This window comes from Sphingomonas populi (assembly GCF_004208535.1).
In the GTDB taxonomy this organism is placed as follows: Bacteria; Pseudomonadota; Alphaproteobacteria; order Sphingomonadales; family Sphingomonadaceae; genus Sphingomonas; species Sphingomonas populi.
Genome location: NZ_SGIS01000025.1, coordinates 41,289 through 59,921 on the forward strand (window position 1 = coordinate 41,289; position 18,633 = coordinate 59,921).

Sequence of the window (18,633 nt, forward strand, 5' to 3'; positions counted from 1 at the left end):
GCCATGTGACATCCTATAGCGTCGTGCGCCGCTACTTGATGGCAATGGAGGCGGGTGATTTGACGCGCGTTCTCGCCTGCTTCGCGGCCGATGGCGTCGTTGTATCGCCGGTCTATGGCACGGTCGCTGTGAAAAACTTTTACGAGCGGCTGTTCGCTGACACGATCCGCACCGAGATCCGGATCCGCGATCTCTATCGAGCGGAAGGGGACCCAGGCAAAGTCGTCGCACACTTCGACTATATCTGGGAACGCCGCGGGGCGCCGAGGATGGATACCCGGCTGATCGATTTTTTTGAATTCGACGCCAGCGGCGAGAAGATCGTTCGCTTCAGGATCGTGATGGACCAACTCGCAACGTGATACTGGGCGACGTGCCGCCTGCGATTCGGCTGTGAAGATCGGAGGGTAGAGGTGGCTCGGGGAAATTGAACAGCGGGGATAAGTGGATTGCCGATCTGACAGCGGCCATGCTGGCCGCAAGGAGAAGGCAAGATGAGCAAGCGACCCTGGCGTAACCACAGCCCTGCGTTCAAGGCGAAAGTGGCACTTGCTGCCGTGAAGGGCGAGAAGACGCTGGCCGAGCTGGCACAGCAATATGACGTGCACCCGAACCTCATCAACCAGTGGCGGGCACGGCTGCTGGAGGGAGCGGCTGACGTGTTCGGGTCGGAGCCGGCCGCGGTAGAGCCGGCAGTCGACGTGACGGTGCTGCACGCCAAGATCGGCGAACTGGCGCTGGCGAATGATTTTTTGGCCGGTGCGCTCGGGAAGGCAGGTCTGTTGCCGAGCGCAAAGCGATGATCGACCGCGGTCATGCGCTGCCGCTGACCGGCCAGGCGCGGCAGCTCGGCATCAGCCGCGGCAGCATCTACTATCTGCCGCGGGCCGTATCTTCGGCCGATCTGAAGATCATGCGGCGGATCGACGAGCTGCACCTGCTCTACCCGTTCGCCGGCAACCGAATGCTGCGCGACCTGCTCCGGCAGGAGGGCATGGCGGTGGGCCGGCTGCATGTCGCGACGCTGATGAAGCGGATATGGCTGGAGGCACTGTACCGCCGGCCGAACACGTCGAAGCCGGCACCAGGCCACAAGGTTTATCCGTATCTGCTGCGCAAGCTGGCGGTGACCCGGCCGAACCAGGTCTGGGCGACGGATATCACCTACGTGCCGATGGCGCGGGGCTTCGTCTATCTCGTCGCTGTCGTCGACTGGTTCACTCGGCGCGTGCTGGCATGGCGCGTGTCGATCTCGCTCGATGCTGCGTTCTGCATCGAGGCGCTGGAGGAAGCGCTGGCCCGCTATGGCAAGCCCGCCATCTTCAACAGCGACCAGGGCTCGCAGTTCACGAGCACGGCGTTCACCGCCGTCCTCCACCGCGAAAAGATCGCCATCAGCATGGACGGCAAAGGCTGCTGGCGCGACAATGTGTTCGTGGAGCGCCTCTGGCGCTCGGTGAAATACGAGGAGGTGTACCTCAACGCCTACGGTACGGTGCCTGAGGCCCGTGCAGGCATCGGCCGCTATCTGGCGTTCTACAATGCCGTCCGACCGCATTCCGCGCTTGGCGGCCGAACGCCTGACCAGATATACTTCCAACAGCCGCTTCTCGCACCGGCATGATCAACCAGCGGCAATCCACTTATCCGAGCCGCGAGCCTGTGCAGACAAACCGAGCCACCTCTGGTTCCCGCATATCGCTGCAATGCCCGAATTCCTGACTGATGTGGTGAGCGGCACCATCGAAGCGCCCGAGCAAGTGGTCGGCGCGTCCGCTTTCGCGTCAGCTTGTCGACGGCGAATGAAGCGACCGCCGGCGCATCCTCGGCGCTCCAATCGATCGAAATACGCTTATTCCTTCCCGACCTACTGGGCCGGGCAGCCGGATCTGTCGGTGGCGGGCGGGCTCACCCGCGCCCTATGCTGCCGCAAAGTAAGTTCGAGACATGCGCCTGAACTGGAGTGGCGTGATGCCGACCCGCCGCGAGAAGGTTTCGGTCATGTGTGCCTGGCTCGCAAAGCCCGCCACGTAGGCGATCTTTGCGATTTCCTCTGAAGTCTCCGAAAGCAGTATCCTGGCCTGATGGAGTTTCCGCCCCACGACGCATTGATACGGCGCACGACCGATTGCGGTCCGAAATACGTGCGCGAAGTGAAACGCACTTATGCCGCCCGCGGCCGACGCGATATCCTCGACCGAGACGTTGGCGGCATAATTCTCGTCGATGTAATCGAGCGCGCGTTTGATGCGCATAGAGGAAATCACGATCGGTGATTGCGTCGGAGGGGCTTTCCCAATGCTTTCCCGCAGAGTGGAGAGGAATGCATCCACCAAATTGCGAACGGCGTCGGGAGCGAGCTGTCCCATAAGCAGGGAGCGCCGAAAATCGAATGCAAGGCGCGAGATCGCATCGGCTTCGAGGTTCTCGATCATCGGTAGCAATGAGAGACCCGGGATAATGCGCTCGCAGATCTGAGGATCCAGCGTGATCAGCAGATTTTCGCACATATGTTCCTTGCGGACTTCAACCTTCGTTCCCGCTGGGACAAAGTAGAAGGAGCGGGATTTCGTGATCCGGTCGATTGTCGGCCCGGTATCGAGTTGAACCCGGACGATGCCCGGTTCGAACTCAAAACCGATCAGATGGTGGTTGAGCTTGATATGCGCTTGAGCGAACCGGTTCGGATAATAGGAAATATAGCCTAAGGCGTGTGCCGCACTCCATGGCGCGTCCGCCAGTCCGCGAACCGGATCGGCTCGCTTCGAGGCAAAGGTCATCGGCAGCTCGGCGAAAGCCTCGGTCTGAAAAAAATCAAGCATCGGTCTGGCTCCTCGTCCGCCCGGTCTGGCGGCGATAGCATCCGAAAGCTCCGGCGTACGTGCTGTTGCACGCGACCAAGAGATTCGAGGCTTCAACCGAGCAGAACCCGCTCACCGGTCGTCCCAATCTCCGCCGAGATTCAACCTATAATGGTTTATCTCTAAAGTATCCTTTTGGCTTGGTCAAGATTGACGAAAGGGGGCACGGATCCCGACGGATCGGTGCCCCCTCTTCAAGTACCGCATCGGTGGGGCGACAGCCCATCCAGTTACGCTGTTGCGGCGATCGGCTCGCGCAGGCCCATCTGCTCGAGACGGGGAAGCACGTCCTTCCCGAACGCTCGCAGTCCCCCTTCGTAGTCGGTCCAGGTGAGAAGGATCGTATCGATGCCCGCGTCGGAGAGAGCTTTGATGGAATTCGCGATGTCTTCGGCGGTTCCGACGAGCGGGAAACCGCCGTAGCCCGCCTTGAGAGCGAAGCTCATCTGCTGGATGACGCCATCCGGCATCGTCTTGGCATTGGCCACGTTGATCTCGATGAACTCCGCGACAGCGGCGTCATCGCCTTGCGTCACGACATAATCGTGTACGTAAGCCTCTGCTGCCTGGCGCGTATCGCGCTGGACCACATACGTGGAGATCCCGATCTGGATCTCCTTACCGTATTTTTCGCGGGCAAGATGACGATATTGGTCGACTTGCGCCTTGATCTTCAAGGGATCGGTGCTCTGCGCAAGGATGAACGCAATATCTGCGTTCTTGGCGGCGAACTCCGTTCCGCGCGGCGATCCACCAGCATTCATAAACAGCGGACGGTTTTGCACCGGGCGGGGTTGGTTGATCGCACCGCGAAGTTTATAATACTCGCCGTTATAATCGAAGCTCTTCGTCTCCGCGTAGAGGCGGTCGAAGATCTCGACCCATTCGTCGGCGAGCGCATATCGGTCGGCGTGCGGCTTGATCTCCTCATCGAACATCGCAACTTCGGCGGGATACCATCCGCACACGAGATTCATACCGGCTCGGCCATTGGACACAATATCGACGGTGGTCGCCATCTTGGCGGCGATGACCGGATGAATAATGGTCATGTGGACCGTGCTCATCACGGCGATGCGCTGGGTCGATGCTGCAATGGCGGCAGCCCACGTATAGGTCTCCATAAGGTCGCCGGAATAATGTTGATCGCCGCCGAACGGCTTCCAGCGCGACGCGGAGATGAAACCCTCGATGCCAAGCTCGTCGGCGTGCTTGGCGATCCGAACCTGAGTTTCCCAATCGCCGTCGAACCGATCCGGGTGATGGGTGAACGCCGCGCCGCCGTTCGTCGCGAACACCCCGAGCTTGATACGGTTCGCACTGTCGCGAAGGAGGTTGGGTTTGGGGGGGCGAATCTCGCTCATAATACTCATTGCTCCATCATCGGCCTGGTCGGCCATTGCTGTGATCCGCACGTATGTTCGGCGGCATTGTGGGATGCTGGTAGTAATCGGGCCTGGCGAAGCGGCGATGATCTGACTTTTCAGCGCGTTCTTTCGCTTCGGTGCGGCATTTACAGGGGTTCGGTGAGTGGTCTCACCAGATCAGAAGGACATTGACGACAAGCACAACGCCCGCAGGGATGGCGTGAGCAAACTGCCGGGCTCGAAACAACGTTCCGATTGCCGCCAGCATGATCAGCGCGCCAAGGGCGAGGCCAACGACGCGTGTCGCAGGGATGAGGATCAATACCAAAGCCGCAGCTTCAAGCGCAGCGGTGACGAACCGGAACGACTCCGGATAGCCCCAATGCGCATATTCGCGTCGGATTCCGGCAGGGCCGATCAGATTGACGAGGGTCCCGGCCAGAAAGACGGCCGCGATCGCGTAAGTAGCCCAGATCTGCAGCGGCTCGGATGTGTGGATCATCGATATTTGCTCCTGCCAGCGCTATCGCTGCGACGTCATCATTCGAGCCAGGTTGGGACGACGATACACCCATTCTGCTCCATCATCGTCTTCAGATGGCCGGGTAGATCACCCAGGATCAGCGTTCGCACCGGTCTCGCGCAAGCCCACGCCTTCTGGAGTGCCGGCATGGCCACCTGGAAGTGGCGTGCGAGCGAATCCGCGTCCTCATGCTTCTCGATCGCATAAATTTTGGTCGGCGCGCTTGGATCGCGATAGAAGTCGTAACTGAGGCGAACCTGATTCTTCTCCGCGAGATCGACGACTTCGCGAAACGCCGCTTCGAACTCCGCTTCCTTCTCCTCGATAAGATCGAGTTCAATAAACAACTGGACGGCGCTCGACATTGCTCTCTCCCTTGGCCCCGGTGGACGTTGCAGATGATGCGGCGCCGATCGCAACCCGGCTTTCGGAATTCTGCGGCAATCTACAATGACCGGAGAACCAAGGGGTGGGAGAGCCGGTACGCCATGACCTTCGGGTAGCAGGAATATGAAAGACTTTGCCGCGTCTGAACCCGCAGCTTCGTGTCGACTACTCGCCATGGTTTGGGCGTTTCGATCTGTTGAGGGTGATCCAGCAATTCGGGCTCGGCAAGGGATCGCGCGAAGGCCGTTAATGAGACGGACAGGCCCGAAGGGGAGGGGTGGCGTTTATTATGTTCTCGCGCGGATTTCCGGTTTTACGCTCAGTGCATCGCGCGCAGGATGCCAGTGACGGACCAAACGGCGACACCGGCTTTCGTCCGCTGTGGCGCCGTCCGTGTCAGCTGCAAGTTCTAATCCGAAGGATGGCGCCGGTCGACGGCCGGGTTCCGGGACTTTGAAGGGTTTTGGCAAAGGCGATCGGGTCGATCGGCCGGTTACAGCAGCGTCGCGATGGGACGCCCGGGACGGCGCAGTAAGTTTTTTGAGACCCGGAGTTGCGCGGCAAATGCAAGGAGCATTAGGATGAACGCGTCTATTTTTATCATGGACAGTTGGTATGTCGCGGCAATCGAAGCAGAACTAGCCACGGATACCATTTTTGCACGTACGATCTGTGGGGAGCCAATTGCGTTTTTCCGCGGCTCGGCAGGACAGGTGATCGCGCTGGAAGATCGCTGCTGCCACAAAAGCCTGCCGCTGCATATGGGCATGATCGAGGGCTGCAGCTTGCGCTGCGGCTATCACGGCATGGTGTTCGACGACACGGGTCGCTGCACGGAGATACCCGGACAGGAGCACATTCCCGCAAACGCCGTTGTGCGTGCCTATCCGGTCCGTTCGCGCCATGGCTGCATCTGGATCTGGATGGGGGATCCGGCTCTCGCCGACGACAATGAGATCCCCGATTATCATTGGCTCGATGCGCCGGGCTGGGGCGCGCGCACCAACTATGTTCACGTAAAGGCGAATTACCGCCTGATCGTCGAGAACCTGCTTGATCTCACACACCTGACCTTCGTTCACGGACGAACCATAGGCAACGCCGCTGTCGTAAAGCAGGCAGGCGTCACTTTCGAGCGAGGCGATCGCGAGGTGAAGGTCACGCACATCATGCGGGACGTCCAGCCGCCTCCGAGCTACCGCGCTTCGGTCGCTTTCGATGGCCCTGTCGATCGCTGGATGATCGTGCACTATGCACCGCCGTCCTTTTGCCGTCTCTACACGGGCGCGGTGCAGCGGCAGGGCGATCAGATCCTCCGCCGCCTGGACTGGCGCAACCTCAACGCAGTCACGCCCGAGACCGCCACGACGACGCATTACTTCTGGGGGCACGCCCAGGCACATGACCCGGGCGACGAGGCTGTTACCGACTTTGTCGTCAGTCAGATCAAGGCGACCTTCGAAGAGGATGTCGTGATCTTCGAGGCGCAGCAGGCGGCCATTTCGGCTGATCCCGGCCGACCGACATCGCGCTTTTCGACAAAGGCCGATGCCGGGGCCCAGCACGCCATGCGGGTGCTCGACCGGTTGCTCAAGGAGCAGGCCAGTGGCCAACCGGTCCACATCAAATTCACCGAACTGCAGTTGGCACCACAGCTTCCCGCGTCGGACGTGGACATCGCGATAGACATATAAGCCGCGGCTCCTCCCGATTCCCGCGCGGGCCGTGACGATCAGGCGGGATCGTCTCCCTGCAAATCGCTCGCAATGGCGTCGATGTCACTGTGGCGGATCCGGTGGGACGGCTGCCGCACCGGGGAATTTTCTGGGGCCGGGCGTGCAGTAAGGATGTTCGACAGATGACCGGTGACAACGCTACGAACGGCACGAATACCCCCTCCGGTATTTGCATTCGTCCGATCGATCGCGGTGATGCGGATCAGGTCGCGGCCCTTCTGCAATCCAACGCGGCGTCCCGGGGGGGCGCCTTGTTCGGAGAATATCCGCAAGAAAAGGTGGAGGCGATGAGCTTTGGCGAAGGCGCCCAGGCTGTCGTCGCGGTTCGCGGCGGGAAGGTCGTCGGCGTCCTCTTCGGCCTATCGCTTACCAGCCCGCATCCCCCGATCATCACCGCCATGCTGGCGGCATACCCGGGAGGGCGCGACCGTTATGTTTACGGACCTGTCTGCATTGACGCGTCCGAGCGAGGTCGGGGGCTGCTGCGATTGCTGTACGACGCGCTGCGCCTACGCTTCAGCGGTCTTGAGGCCGTGCTGTTCATTCGCGAAGACAATACGGCATCTCGCAACGCGCATGAGTCGCTTGGAATGAAGCCTGTGTCGCGCTTTTTCTTCGATTCGGCTGACTACACGGTCTTCAGCGATGGGCCGCACCCGTTGGCACCGGCGCGGCCCGTCCTCCTTTAAAACACGGACGCCAACCTCATTTCGGCCACCCCCCGGCCAGTTCGAACCCGTGACGTTCGAAGCTGCTTTTCTTGGCCTGCAGGACCAACTTTCCGATCGCATCGAGATCGACGTCGATGAGGATTCCATCGTCCATCAGGATGCGCCCATCGACGATCACCGTCTGCGCGTCGCGAGCTGAACCGCCATAGACGAAATCGGCAACCGGGTTCGCGAAGGGCTCGGGCCACCAATGCGGCCCGCTGGTATCGAAGATCGCCAAATCGGCCGCCTTTCCGACCTCCAGTGAGCCGATCCGATCGTCCCAACCGACAGCCTCAGCGCCCTTGATGGTCGCCATCTCGAAAACGTGGTGCGGGTTCATGATCGTGGGATCGCGACGAACGTCCTTATGGGTGCAGGCCGCAAACTGCATCATTCGCGCCATATCTTGGGTACGCGCGATCGCGATGGCGTCTGTGCCGAGAACCACTTTCGCGCCGGCAGCGACGAGGTCTGGAATCACGCCGTGTGCGACCCAGCCGTTGCCGCCGACGAGGCTCGAACCCGGACAATGGGCAATGTTCGTGCCGGTCTCCGCGAGCAACTCCACGTCGGCCTGAGGAATCCAACCAATGTGTGCGAGCATCATGTGCGGGCCGAGCAGGCCCAGGCGCTTCAGCCGTTGGATATCGGGATTGGTTGTCATTTCGGGCTCGCCGGCGGGTGGCTGCCGTCCAATGAAGTGCGAAACTATGCCGACCCCTCGCGCCTTGGCGTGGTCGAGCACCATCGTCGCAAGCTCGTCGCTGACCGCCGGGAGGATGTCGATGTCGTAGCATGCGCGCAGGCGCCCGTCAGCGGCGCCGTGCCAGCGATCGACGACTTCGTCGGCGCGCTCGATCGCCGTCTGGGTATCGTCGACGTGCCCGCCAAACGGCCCTGCGACATCCATCACCCGGTAGGTGACGATGCCGCGAATTCCGAACTCCTCGGCCGCGCGAGCCACGGCGTTGGGCTGCGGGCTCGCACCGTCCACGAAGCAGGTCGTTCCCAGCCGAAGCATCTCGACATAGGTTGCGCAGGCGGACGCATATGCTTCCTCGTCCGTGATCCCATCCTCGTAGGGGATGACGCGATCGCGCAGGCGAATGAGTTGCGGCGTGTCGTCGACGAGCCCTTTGATGAGATAATCGACGGGGTGGTTGTGGCTGTCGATCAATCCGGGAGTGACGAGACCGGCCGGCGCGTCGATATGCCTCTTGCCGGAAAACTTGGCGGTGATCTCCGCGCGTGGACCGACGGCGACGATGTCGGAGCCATCGATCGCGATCGCGCCGTCACGGATGATGCGGCGCTCGGCGTCGACGGTAACGATGCACCCGGCGGTTATGAGGATGTCGACGGATCGCTTGTCGCTGTCTTGGGTCATGATCACCTCTGCTTGAATGGAGACTATCGGCTTGAAATTAGCCGGCGCGCGCGAAGCGGCCGTCAACGTAGAGAAGGGGGTCAATATCGTCCCTCAGACGGATTTCGCGGACAGCGCCAATACAGATCGTGTGCGTGGCGAATGTGATCAGCTGGCGACGCTCACACAGCAGCACGGCTTGGGCATCGAGCAGGTAAGGCGGAGCATCCTCGCGGTGTTCCCATTGGCCGGTCGCGAAGCGGGCATCGCGCATTTTCGTGTCGGAAAACACGGTTGCGACGTCGTGCTGGTCCTGATGAAGGATGTTGATGCAGAAGGCTTCGGCCTCGATGAGAAGATTGTGCATCGACGCTGTCTGATTGACACAGACTAGCAGGCTTGGCGGATCAGCCGCGAGCGACGATACCGCAGTCGCGGCCATCCCCATCGGCCGGTCGCCGTCCCGAATGGTGATGATGTTGACCGTCGCTGCAAGGCGGCGCATCGCCAGTTTGAAATCCTGATCGAGTGCCATCCTAGGGGTGCCTTCCCGTGACGAGGTGCGGCACGAAGCCTTTCAGTGGGCGCTCTTCGACGATCGTCAAGCCATAGCCTGCGAGAGCTACCGGGCTGTGCGGTGTGGTCGAAAGAAGAATTATGTCGTGAATGCCAAGCTCGGTCAGAACCTGCGCGCCGGTGCCATAGTCGCGTAATTCGCCTGGATCGGAGGTCTCGCCGCGGATCTGGCGTTGACGCTCTGCGATTGCGCCACCGAGGTCGCCAAAACTGCGGTTGATAACGACGACGACGCCGTTGCCCTCTCGTTCAATCGTCTGCATCGCGGATTGTAGAAGGCCGGTTCGGTCGCCGATCTCACCCAGAGTATCGCTGAACAGGTCGAGCTGATGCATGCGCACGAGTGTCGGGCGGTCGGGTTTGATATCACCTTTGACCAGCGCGATCGTCTGGCTGCCGACGGCGTCGTTGCGGAAGCTCATCATCCTCCACTGGCCGCCGAAGTGGCTGAGGAATTCGGTCTCTGCGGCCTTGACGACGGTACGGTCGTGCCGGCGCCGGTAGGCGATCAGATCGCGGATCGTACCAAGCTTCAGAGCGTGGCGTTGCGAGAAGGCGATCAGGTCGTCGAGGCGCGCCATGGTGCCGTCTTCGTTCATGATCTCGCAAATGACGCCGGACGCGTTCAGGCCGGCCAGCCGGGCGACGTCGACCGCCGCTTCGGTATGGCCGGCACGTACGAGGACGCCTCCCGGACGCGCCACGAGGGGAAAGATGTGCCCGGGTGAGACAACGTCTTCGGGCCCATGCGCGGCGTCGATCGCGACGGCGATTGTCCGTGCGCGGTCACCTGCCGAGATGCCGGTCGAGACTCCTTGCCGCGCCTCGATCGAGACGGTAAATGCCGTCTCGTGGCGCGTTCCATTGCTCGTCGCCATGGGATCCAGGTTTAGCTGGTCGGCGCGCGCCTTCGTAAGAGCGAGGCAGATTAGGCCACGGCCGCAGGTGGCCATGAAATTGATCGCATCGGGCGTTGCCATCTGTGCTGGGACAATGAGATCGCCCTCATTTTCGCGATCCTCGTCATCGACGAGAATGAACATGCGGCCGTTACGGGCCTCATTGATGATCTCTTCGGCCGAGGAGAGGGCCGGGGAGGGCATCGCGAAGGGTGTATGTCGAGCGTGCGTCATGCTGACCATGTCGCCTCATCAAATGAAAGCCGGGGAAGCCGGGGAAAGATGCTCGACGGATCGCCATAGCCAAGCGTGATGATGAAGTTAGACCGAATGTTCGTGCCCGCAAAAAACGCCTGATCGACAGCATCATTGTCGAACCCGGACATCGGCCCGGTGTCGAGCCCAAGCGCTCGGGCAGCCATGATCAGATAGGCCCCCTGCAAGGTCGAATTGCGCATCGCATTGGTCGCGACGATCTCGGGAGTGCCCGTGAACCATGAGCGCGCATCGACGTGAGGAAAGAGATACAGCAGCTTATCGGCGAAATCATAATCCATGCCGATGATCGCGGTAACTGGTGCCTGCCGGATCTTTTTGCCGTTGGTGCTCGACGCAAGCCCGGCGAGTTTCTCCCGAGCTTCTTCGCTGCGGACCCAAACAATGCGGGCTGGCGACATGTTGGCGGATGTCGGTCCGAGACTGGCTAGTTCCCATACCTGCTCTAGCAACCCATCTGCAATCGGATGATCGAGGTAGCCGTTGTAGCTCCTGGCCGACTTGAAGAGCAGGTCCAAACTGGCTTCGCTTGCTCCGCGCTCAACGTCTTGTTCTTGCTTGCTCATCACTGCTCCCGCTTGCCGCTCAACCTTGGAGGGCGGCGTCCGAGGACGCCGAGGCTCCGTAATATCGGATCATGGTGCCCTCCTAACCGCAGAGCGGCTTTCATGTTTCTGCGGTCGCGCGACGGGTGACCGTCCTAATCAGGAGCCCAAGGCGAACCGGGCGCCTCTCGCCAACTCTTCGCCGCCGCGTCCGGACGAGCGCCGTCGATCGCGATCCCAAAGCTAGCGAATAGGTCGCGTGAGAATGCCCGGCGCTATTTGGTGTCCGCTTCGGGTTCTACATCGCTCCATTTGGGGCGGAGGAGCTCGAACGTATCCGTCTGCCGACTGTACCAGCCTGCCCCATGAAGACGCGCGATAAGGTTCATCGCGGGTACGTCGATGCGGATCGGCCGCTCTCCGGCTATGTACTCGTCTCGGACATGGGCGAAGACGACCTCGGCCAATATAGCGATTTGGTGCGCGCCGGTTTCGATGAAGTGCAGAACACGGCATTCGAACGCGGCCGGGGCCGTCACTATACGAGGAGGGCTGACCCGATCGCTTTCGCCGAGTTCCAGCTGCGCCAAATGCGCCTCGTTGAACGAGGGCGGAGCGTCGGCCGATGTCAGGTTCATTGCGGCTGCATGACCCTCATCGACCAAGTGGATCACGAACTCACCGGTAGCGCGGATATTCGCAGGGGTGTCCTTCAGGCGATCTTCGGAATGCGCCACCATCCCTACGGCGACGACTGGAGGATCGTCGCCGAGGAGATTAAAGAAACTGAAGGGCGCGACGTTGAGATGCCCGTCCGTCGACATCGACGTGATCCAAGCAATCGGCCGGGGCGTGATGCAGGACCCCAGGATCCGATAGCGACTGGCACGATCCAGCACACCCATGTCGAATTTCATCGGTGCTCTCCCGGCGCTTGGAATACCGGCGTCTAGAAGCGGCCGCTTAGCAGCATGCCTGCTCCGGGCGCACGACGTTCCAGGCCGAGCCGATCCAGCATCTGATGGGTCGTGCAAACCGCCGCCGACACGACCGGAACACCGATGTGCTGCTCAAGTGCATCGATGACGGGAAGCGAAGGCATCTGCACGCAGGCCGAAGCCACGAAGGCATCGATGCCGGTGCGATCGACACGCTGGTAGATGTCGAGCAAACGGGCGGGATCGTGGAGGCCGACCTCCAGATTGTCCGGAATCTCCAGTGCAACGAAGTCGCGAACCTGGATGCCCTCGCTCTCGATATAGTCAACGACGAGTTGGGTTAGCGGCTTCATGTACGGACAGATCACGGATATGGTTTTTGCACCGAGAATCTTGAGACCATCAACAAGCGCGCCCGCGCTCGTGACCACAGGCGCGGGGGCGCCGTTCTCGACGGTTCGACCGTGCAGCCGCTTTTCCGAGACACGGTGATAGCCGTGACCCATGCTCATGATCGCGACCAGACACGCATAACCGAGTACATCGACGCGGGCATCGGAAAGCTCGAGTGCGCATCGATCGCTATCGCGATCCATCGCCTCAAGCTCTTCCTTGACGACCTTTTTCATACGCATTCGGCTAGAGTGGAACGTGAAGCGTTCGGAGAGTTCCGCCTCGCGCGCGCGCAGCATCGCCGGGATCTCCGTTTCCATCGTGGTGTTCGAAGAGGGCACGATTTGCCCGATGCGAAAGGATCTGGTGGTCATGATCTTCTCTCAAGAATGTTGAATGCGTTCGCTAGACGTGGAAGCCGGCTCAGGGCTGGGTAAGGCGTTCACCACCCGGCTCGTCGGGCGTCGAATGTGCATCTGCCTCGAAAGGTTTGTCGCCCGTGAAGGAGACTGGCCCAAGCGGTTTCCGATTAACGCGCAGGTCGAAGACATCGAACCGATTATAGTGCCCGACAATGTCGTGCATCTGCTTGGGCTGGATGCATTTGCCAAGGTCGATATCGGCGTAAACGATGCCTTCGTCGTCGATCAACGGTTCGCCCACAACGCGGCCGTCGGGACCGATAATTCCGGAAAAAGCGCTGTTTCGGCGCTGCAGCCGTGGGCGCACATCCGGAACCAGGGTCTCCATAGCGCTTATGATCTCCTCCGAGACGGTCGAGCATGAGACCACGGTAAAGAGCTTGCCCTCGAAAGAGTGCGCCATTGCCCGGACTTTGATGGCTTCCGCCATGTCGTAGTCGGCTGGTGCGACAGGGAGGGATATGTAGCTTGCGACGTGAACGAGCTCGCCCTGGGCCATAAGGGCGAAACGAGCGAGCGTATTGGTGTTCTCGCCACAGGCAAGGCCGCCGAGCGGGCCGATTGCCGTGTCATAGATGCGAAGGCTGGAGCCATCGCCCGGAGCCCAGGTGAGCTTCTCGGCCCACGTCGGTACGAGCTTGCGGTGCTTGCCAAGCACGGTGCCGTCGGGCCCGATGAAGACCATGGTATTGAAGATCGTGCCCAGCGAGACCGGGCTACGTTCGTTGACGCCAATCACGACATGAACGCCAGCCGCGCGAGCGGCGCTACAAAGCGCATCAATTTCGGGGCCTGGTACGAGGATCGAGGCCCTGAGGAGACGATCGAACCAGGGGCTGCCGGATACAGGATCGGTAATCCAGCTCCAGTAGGGATAGCCTGCAACGAACACTTCTGGGAAAGCGACCAGGGCCGCGCCGTTGCGGGCAGCCTCGTGGATGAGTGACACCGCCTTGTCGACGGTCGCAGCAGGGTCGAGGAATACGGATGAAGACTGGACCGCTGCGGCCCGGAAGGCGGGAAGATTCAACATGCGCGTCCGGCACCTTTCTTTTTGCACGCTTGTCGCGTGCTGATCGGGAGCGGCTTGGCGATTGGCTCAAAACCGATTTCCGCGAGGCCACTCTGTTACTCGGCTAGCCTTTTGCGCCACGTTGGAAGCAAACGCAATATATTTTAAGCCTGTAACATATCGGCGTAGAGCCGTTGCGACAGATTCGCCCCTCAGCTTATGTTCGCCTGCCCTCATCGCGGCGGGGCGCCGAAGTCCGACGTGGCCACGGCTATCGCCTATGGCACGAAAGGTGTTTTTCTATGAGGAGGTGACGGGCCTGCGAAGCTTGTAGCGCTCTACTTTGCCGGTAGCCGTCTTTGGAAGCGCATCAATGAAGTCGATCCACCGGGGATATTTGTACGGAGCGAGGACGCCTTTCACGTGTCGCTGGAGCTCCCGCGTGAGCTCTTCGCAGGCACTGGCGGGGTCACGAAGGACAACGAACGCCTTGGGTTTGATCAGATCCGCGTCGTCACTCCACGCGACGACTGCCGCTTCCAGAACCGCGGGATGCTCGCAGAGAGCGCTCTCGACTTCGAATGGTGCAACGTAGATTCCGCTGACCTTCAACATGTCGTCGGAGCGACCGCAATAATGGTAGCGGCCGTCTGCATCTCGGAAGAAGGTATCTCCACTGCGTGTCCATTCGCCTACGAACGTCGCTTGAGACTGTTCGCGTTTACACCAATAGCCGATGGCGCTCGTCGGGCCTTTGATGTGGAGTTCTCCAACGTCCCCTTCGGCGACCTCTTGACCATTTTGGTCGATCAGCCGCAGCGTGTACCCACGCAACGGCTTGCCGGTCGTACCCGGTGCGATGTCGCCGATCCGGTTGGAAAGGAAGATGTGGAACATCTCGGTCGAGCCAATGCCGTCGAGTATTTCCACGCCAGTCTCGGTTTTCCAGCGTCGTCCGATGTCCGCCGGGAGAGCTTCACCTGCGGACGTGCATATCCGCAGCGCGAGGCTCTCTCGGGTCGGCTTATAGCCATCGGATAGCATGGAGTTGTAAAGCGTAGGGACACCGTAGAAAACCGTTGCCGGATGTTCGACAAGCCGCTTCCAAACGGCGGCTGCAGTGGGACGTTCGGCCATCAAAATTGCCGTTGCTCCAACGGAAAGCGGGAACAGGAGACCATTCCCGAAGCCATAGCCGAAGAAGAGTTTGGCGGCAGAGAAGGTTACATCGTCAGTATTCAATGCCAGGACTTCCTGCGGATACAGGCTCATCAGATTACGGACATTGGCATGCGTATGAATAGTGCCCTTCGGTCGACCAGTCGATCCGGAAGAATATTGCCATAGGCAGGGTTCATCTAATCGCGTGAGGGCGACTGCCTTTCGACACGGCGCGGCAGAGATTGCCTCATCAAGCTTGTGAACGCCCGCCGGGGCGGGGGCACGCCCGGCCATGAGAATGTGCTCGAGATAGGGCTGCTCCGCCACAATGCCTTCGAAGGAAGGCCATGTGGCGTCACAGGTCACGAGAAGGCGCGCGCGACTGTCGCGGAGCAGGTAATCCAGGTCTGTCGGCGGCAGCAGGGGATTGACCATGACAGGCACTAAGCCGGCCTTGATCGCTCCGAGACATGCAGTGACGAAGTCGATGCCATCGACGAGACACAACATGATGCGGGTTTCAGGTGGGAGCGAAATAGAATCAAGGTAGCCGGCGAACCGGCCAACGCGTTCGCCGAGTGCGCCAAATGTAATCGATCCGCAATCGTCGATGAACGCTATCTTGCCGGCGCGCTCGGCAAGGTTGCGATCCAACAGATCTGCCGCGGCATTGTAGAAATCGCTCACCAGTTATATCCTCGATTTCGCTGATCACCATCCGCGGCACAGAGGTCTTTGCTCTGCATCGGGAGGAAAGGACGGATAGACCCTCTCTGTGTCGATCCGTCCTTTCCGTGCTTCCACGAAGCTGCGATGGCGACGTTTAGAAGCGGACGCCCGCGCGCACACCATAGGTCCGAGGCGGCCGCAATATGCTGGAGATCGATGGTACGGCCGAGTAGGTCACGAGATAGCTTTGCCCGATGACGGTCGCGTTGCCGATATTGTTGGCATAAGCACCAATCGTCCAGCGATCGTTGGGCGCATTGTACGTCAGCTGGAAGTCACCCGTCCAATAGGAAGGCTGATACTCGTTGGGCAGGAAATCGAGCCCAGTAAGCGTACGCGATTGATAGTGGCTCCGTGCGTTGAACACGAACTTTGCGCCATTCGTCAGAGGGATCGTCTGCTGCACGCCCAAATTGACCGACCATGCCGGAGCCTGTGGCGGCCGGCGGCCGGAGCAGTTCACGGTAAAGCCGGTCGCGCCCGGCGTTACGCCGCACCCAGTTTGCGGCGTGCCGCCTGCATTCGGCGTGGTGTATACGAAGCTGTCATAGACCGCGTCGACATATTGGATGTTGGCGTTGAGCAGCGTGTTCCGGGTGAGGAGGAACTGACTTTCGACCTCCACGCCCTTCATGGTCGACCGACCGACATTCTCGGTAGGGAAGATGAGGGATCCGGCAGAGTCCAGACCGAGATGGCTGATCTGCTGATCTTGATACTTCCAATAGAATGCCTCGAGGTTCAGCTGGAGGCGATTGTTGAAGAAGCGGTTCTTCGACCCGACCGTCCACGCATTGATGGTCTCGGGCTGATACGTGCCTAGGTCGCGGGTTGCGAAGAAGCCGCCCGATTTGAAGCCCGTCTCGAAGCTTGCATAGAGAAGATTGCGAGAGGACACGTCCCAATCCAAGCCCGCACGCCAGGTGACCCGGTTCCACGTCCCGCGTTTGTCCTGCGGAACCAAGGTACCGAACTGGCCAATGCCATCGGCTGTGAATTGTGGGATCACCGCTCCATTCGGTGCGATCTGCACTGGTGGTGGCGCGATGGTGTTGGGGAAGGCGACCGCATTCGGGCACTGCATAAAGCCTGCCAGGCAGACGCGCTGCAGGGCCAGGATGTCTCCGGTATAGGCCTTGCGCTCATTGGTATAGCGCAGGCCGCCGTTGATCCGCAGATTCTGAGTTATGTCGTAGGTCGCCCGGCCAAAAGCCGCGGCGCTGTTCGTGGCGTACCGCTGATCGGTCTGATCGACCAGCCCGAACTCGTTCTGGATGATGTTGTAGGGATCGTGGCCACGTTCGCGAAAATAATAGCCGCCAATCAGCACGCGGATCGGTAACGACTCGGGACTGGCATAGCGCCCTTCCAGGCTGATCTGGTTGAATGCCTCCTTCTGCATGATGAAGAAGCCGATGTTACCGGTGGTAAAGTCGAGCTTCGAATGGCGGTAGCTGGGTATTACGGTGAAGTTACCAATGTCGGTCTTGTAGTTGATCGTTGCATTGACGCCGTAATATTCATTGTTCTGGAAGCCGATATCGGGCAGCGGATCGAAAGTGCGCCCACCCAAAACGTGCGGAAGCGTTTGATAGAGCGCTGCTGCTTGCGGTGAGAAGTTGCCGTACCGATTGTCGATACCGAGCGAGTAGGGCGTTCCACCCGAGCCTTTGCCCTTCTGCTGGAAATAGTCCGCACCGATATTGATGCTCAGATCGCTCGTCGGCTCCCAACGCAGCTGCGCCCGCATTCCGAAGTCTTTCTGGTCGTCGGTGCCATCCTTCATATAGCCGTCATGGGTGGCGTAGATGCCCGAGATACGCAGCCCGGCGTTGCTCGCAAGTGGCGCATTGATCGCGCCGTCGAGCTGGACAGCGTTGAAATTGCCATATTGGACATTTCCGTAGCCGCTCCAGTCGAAGTCGGCCTTGTGCGGGATCACGTTGATCGCGCCGCCGGTAGCATTGCGACCGTAAAGCGTGCCCTGGGGACCCTTTAGAACCTCGACTCGTTCCAGGTCGTAGAAAAAGCCGGCGGTCGAGGACGGACGCGCGACATAGGCGCCGTCATAGTTGAACGCGATGGCGGATTCGGTCAGTGCATTCCCGGTGAAATTGCCGACGCCGCGGATGTAGAAGTTCGCATAGGCACCGTTGCCGTTCGAAACCTGAAGCGCTGGCACCAGCGAACTCAGCTGGGCCGAGGTCGCCACGTTCGCGGACCTGATCGCGTCGCCACCGAGTACCGACACGGCGATTGCGGCGCGCTGCAGATTTTCGCTACGGCGCTGCGCGGTGACGACGATGTCCGCCAGGCCTTCCGAATTCTGCGGCGCCGGAGCGTTGGCATTGGGAACGGAGGCCGCTTCGGCGGCCGGTGCTGGTGCCGTTTGGGGCGCGACCGGCGCGTCTTGAGCAGCTGCCGGTGCGGGTTCGGGTGCACGTACGTCCTGCGCATATGCTTGGCCGCAAAAGGCCATGGCCATCACGAAATGTGACGATGCCGACAAGATGAGTTTCTTCATAAATCTCCCCTTTATGGTTGGCTCTGGATCGGCCGCGGCGGCGATGAGGTGCTGCCGTCTTGCCGATGTGATCAGACTGGGCTGGGCCAGGCGACATGCCGGGCCGATTGTTTGCCCGATCTCGGCGTCCAGTTTTCATGCTGGCCTGCATCGCTTCGAACGGAACGGAATTTTTGATCCAACTACATGTAGTTTAGGTCTAAAG

The 18,633-nt window shown here is 60.4% G+C and carries 17 protein-coding genes; 4 read left to right on the plus strand and 13 right to left on the minus strand.

Going from position 1 to position 18,633, the window contains the following annotated elements; all coding sequences use genetic code 11:
• Positions 1 to 5: 5 nt before the first annotated feature.
• Positions 6 to 362 carry a nuclear transport factor 2 family protein gene (locus tag EWE75_RS15855; protein WP_130159077.1) on the plus strand — a complete coding sequence of 119 codons (357 nt, stop codon included), beginning with the start codon at positions 6 to 8 and terminating at the stop codon, positions 360 to 362.
• A 132-nt stretch (positions 363 to 494) separates the two neighbouring features.
• Positions 495 to 1,624, plus strand: a protein-coding gene (locus EWE75_RS15860) for an IS3 family transposase (protein WP_130159078.1) whose coding sequence is annotated in 2 segments (ribosomal slippage) — positions 495 to 756 and positions 756 to 1,624 — 1,131 coding nt in all. Because the reading frame shifts where the segments join, the coding sequence is not laid out codon by codon here.
• Between the two features lie 295 nt (positions 1,625 to 1,919).
• On the opposite strand, the gene EWE75_RS15865 is transcribed toward EWE75_RS15860, so the two are convergent.
• The 4 genes from EWE75_RS15865 to EWE75_RS15880 form a co-directional block, all read right to left on the minus strand.
• Positions 1,920 to 2,822, minus strand: a complete 903-nt coding sequence (locus tag EWE75_RS15865) for an AraC family transcriptional regulator (RefSeq protein WP_130159079.1) — start codon at positions 2,820 to 2,822, stop codon at positions 1,920 to 1,922.
• A 269-nt stretch (positions 2,823 to 3,091) separates the two neighbouring features.
• Positions 3,092 to 4,261 (minus strand): LLM class flavin-dependent oxidoreductase, encoded by a 1,170-nt coding sequence (locus tag EWE75_RS15870; RefSeq protein WP_231708388.1) that lies wholly within the window; start codon positions 4,259 to 4,261, stop codon positions 3,092 to 3,094.
• A 136-nt stretch (positions 4,262 to 4,397) separates the two neighbouring features.
• The gene (locus tag EWE75_RS15875; RefSeq protein ID WP_130159080.1) at positions 4,398 to 4,730 is read right to left on the minus strand and encodes a DoxX family protein; all 333 of its coding nucleotides are present in this window, start codon (positions 4,728 to 4,730) and stop codon (positions 4,398 to 4,400) included.
• A gap of 38 nt (positions 4,731 to 4,768) precedes the next feature.
• Positions 4,769 to 5,116 carry a putative quinol monooxygenase gene (locus EWE75_RS15880; protein WP_130159081.1) on the minus strand — a complete coding sequence of 116 codons (348 nt, stop codon included), beginning with the start codon at positions 5,114 to 5,116 and terminating at the stop codon, positions 4,769 to 4,771.
• Between the two features lie 603 nt (positions 5,117 to 5,719).
• Between EWE75_RS15880 and EWE75_RS15885 the strand changes: the two genes are divergently transcribed.
• Positions 5,720 to 6,832: an aromatic ring-hydroxylating dioxygenase subunit alpha gene (locus EWE75_RS15885; protein WP_165388413.1), complete on the plus strand. Its 1,113-nt coding sequence runs from the start codon at positions 5,720 to 5,722 to the stop codon at positions 6,830 to 6,832.
• 164 nt (positions 6,833 to 6,996) lie between these two features.
• A complete protein-coding gene (locus EWE75_RS15890) occupies positions 6,997 to 7,563 on the plus strand; it encodes a GNAT family N-acetyltransferase (RefSeq protein WP_206364786.1) in 567 nt (188 codons plus the stop codon).
• A 16-nt stretch (positions 7,564 to 7,579) separates the two neighbouring features.
• Here EWE75_RS15890 and EWE75_RS15895 read toward each other — a convergent pair whose 3' ends face one another.
• From EWE75_RS15895 to EWE75_RS15935, 9 genes are all read right to left on the minus strand, one after another.
• Positions 7,580 to 9,058, minus strand: a complete 1,479-nt coding sequence (locus EWE75_RS15895; protein ID WP_231708389.1) for an amidohydrolase family protein — start codon at positions 9,056 to 9,058, stop codon at positions 7,580 to 7,582.
• Positions 9,012 to 9,488: a flavin reductase family protein gene (locus tag EWE75_RS15900; protein WP_130159083.1), complete on the minus strand. Its 477-nt coding sequence runs from the start codon at positions 9,486 to 9,488 to the stop codon at positions 9,012 to 9,014. The genes EWE75_RS15895 and EWE75_RS15900 overlap by 47 nt, the downstream gene beginning before the upstream one ends.
• Position 9,489: 1 nt before the next feature.
• The gene (gene ribB, locus EWE75_RS15905) at positions 9,490 to 10,662 is read right to left on the minus strand and encodes a 3,4-dihydroxy-2-butanone-4-phosphate synthase (protein WP_206364789.1); all 1,173 of its coding nucleotides are present in this window, start codon (positions 10,660 to 10,662) and stop codon (positions 9,490 to 9,492) included.
• Positions 10,659 to 11,270, minus strand: a complete 612-nt coding sequence (locus EWE75_RS15910; protein WP_130159084.1) for a malonic semialdehyde reductase — start codon at positions 11,268 to 11,270, stop codon at positions 10,659 to 10,661. Before EWE75_RS15910 ends, ribB begins: the two co-directional genes overlap by 4 nt.
• Positions 11,271 to 11,524: 254 nt before the next feature.
• Positions 11,525 to 12,166: a flavin reductase family protein gene (locus EWE75_RS15915; RefSeq protein ID WP_130159085.1), complete on the minus strand. Its 642-nt coding sequence runs from the start codon at positions 12,164 to 12,166 to the stop codon at positions 11,525 to 11,527.
• A 32-nt stretch (positions 12,167 to 12,198) separates the two neighbouring features.
• On the minus strand, positions 12,199 to 12,954 hold the full coding sequence (locus tag EWE75_RS15920) for a maleate cis-trans isomerase family protein (protein ID WP_130159086.1): 756 nt from the start codon (positions 12,952 to 12,954) through the stop codon (positions 12,199 to 12,201).
• A 49-nt stretch (positions 12,955 to 13,003) separates the two neighbouring features.
• Positions 13,004 to 14,035 (minus strand): carbon-nitrogen hydrolase family protein, encoded by a 1,032-nt coding sequence (locus EWE75_RS15925; protein ID WP_130159087.1) that lies wholly within the window; start codon positions 14,033 to 14,035, stop codon positions 13,004 to 13,006.
• 279 nt (positions 14,036 to 14,314) lie between these two features.
• Positions 14,315 to 15,862, minus strand: coding sequence for a benzoate-CoA ligase family protein (locus tag EWE75_RS15930; protein ID WP_231708390.1), 1,548 nt, complete (start codon positions 15,860 to 15,862; stop codon positions 14,315 to 14,317).
• Between the two features lie 136 nt (positions 15,863 to 15,998).
• Entirely contained in the window at positions 15,999 to 18,428 is a 2,430-nt protein-coding gene (locus EWE75_RS15935) for a TonB-dependent receptor (RefSeq protein WP_231708391.1), read from the minus strand.
• Positions 18,429 to 18,633: the final 205 nt, after the last annotated feature.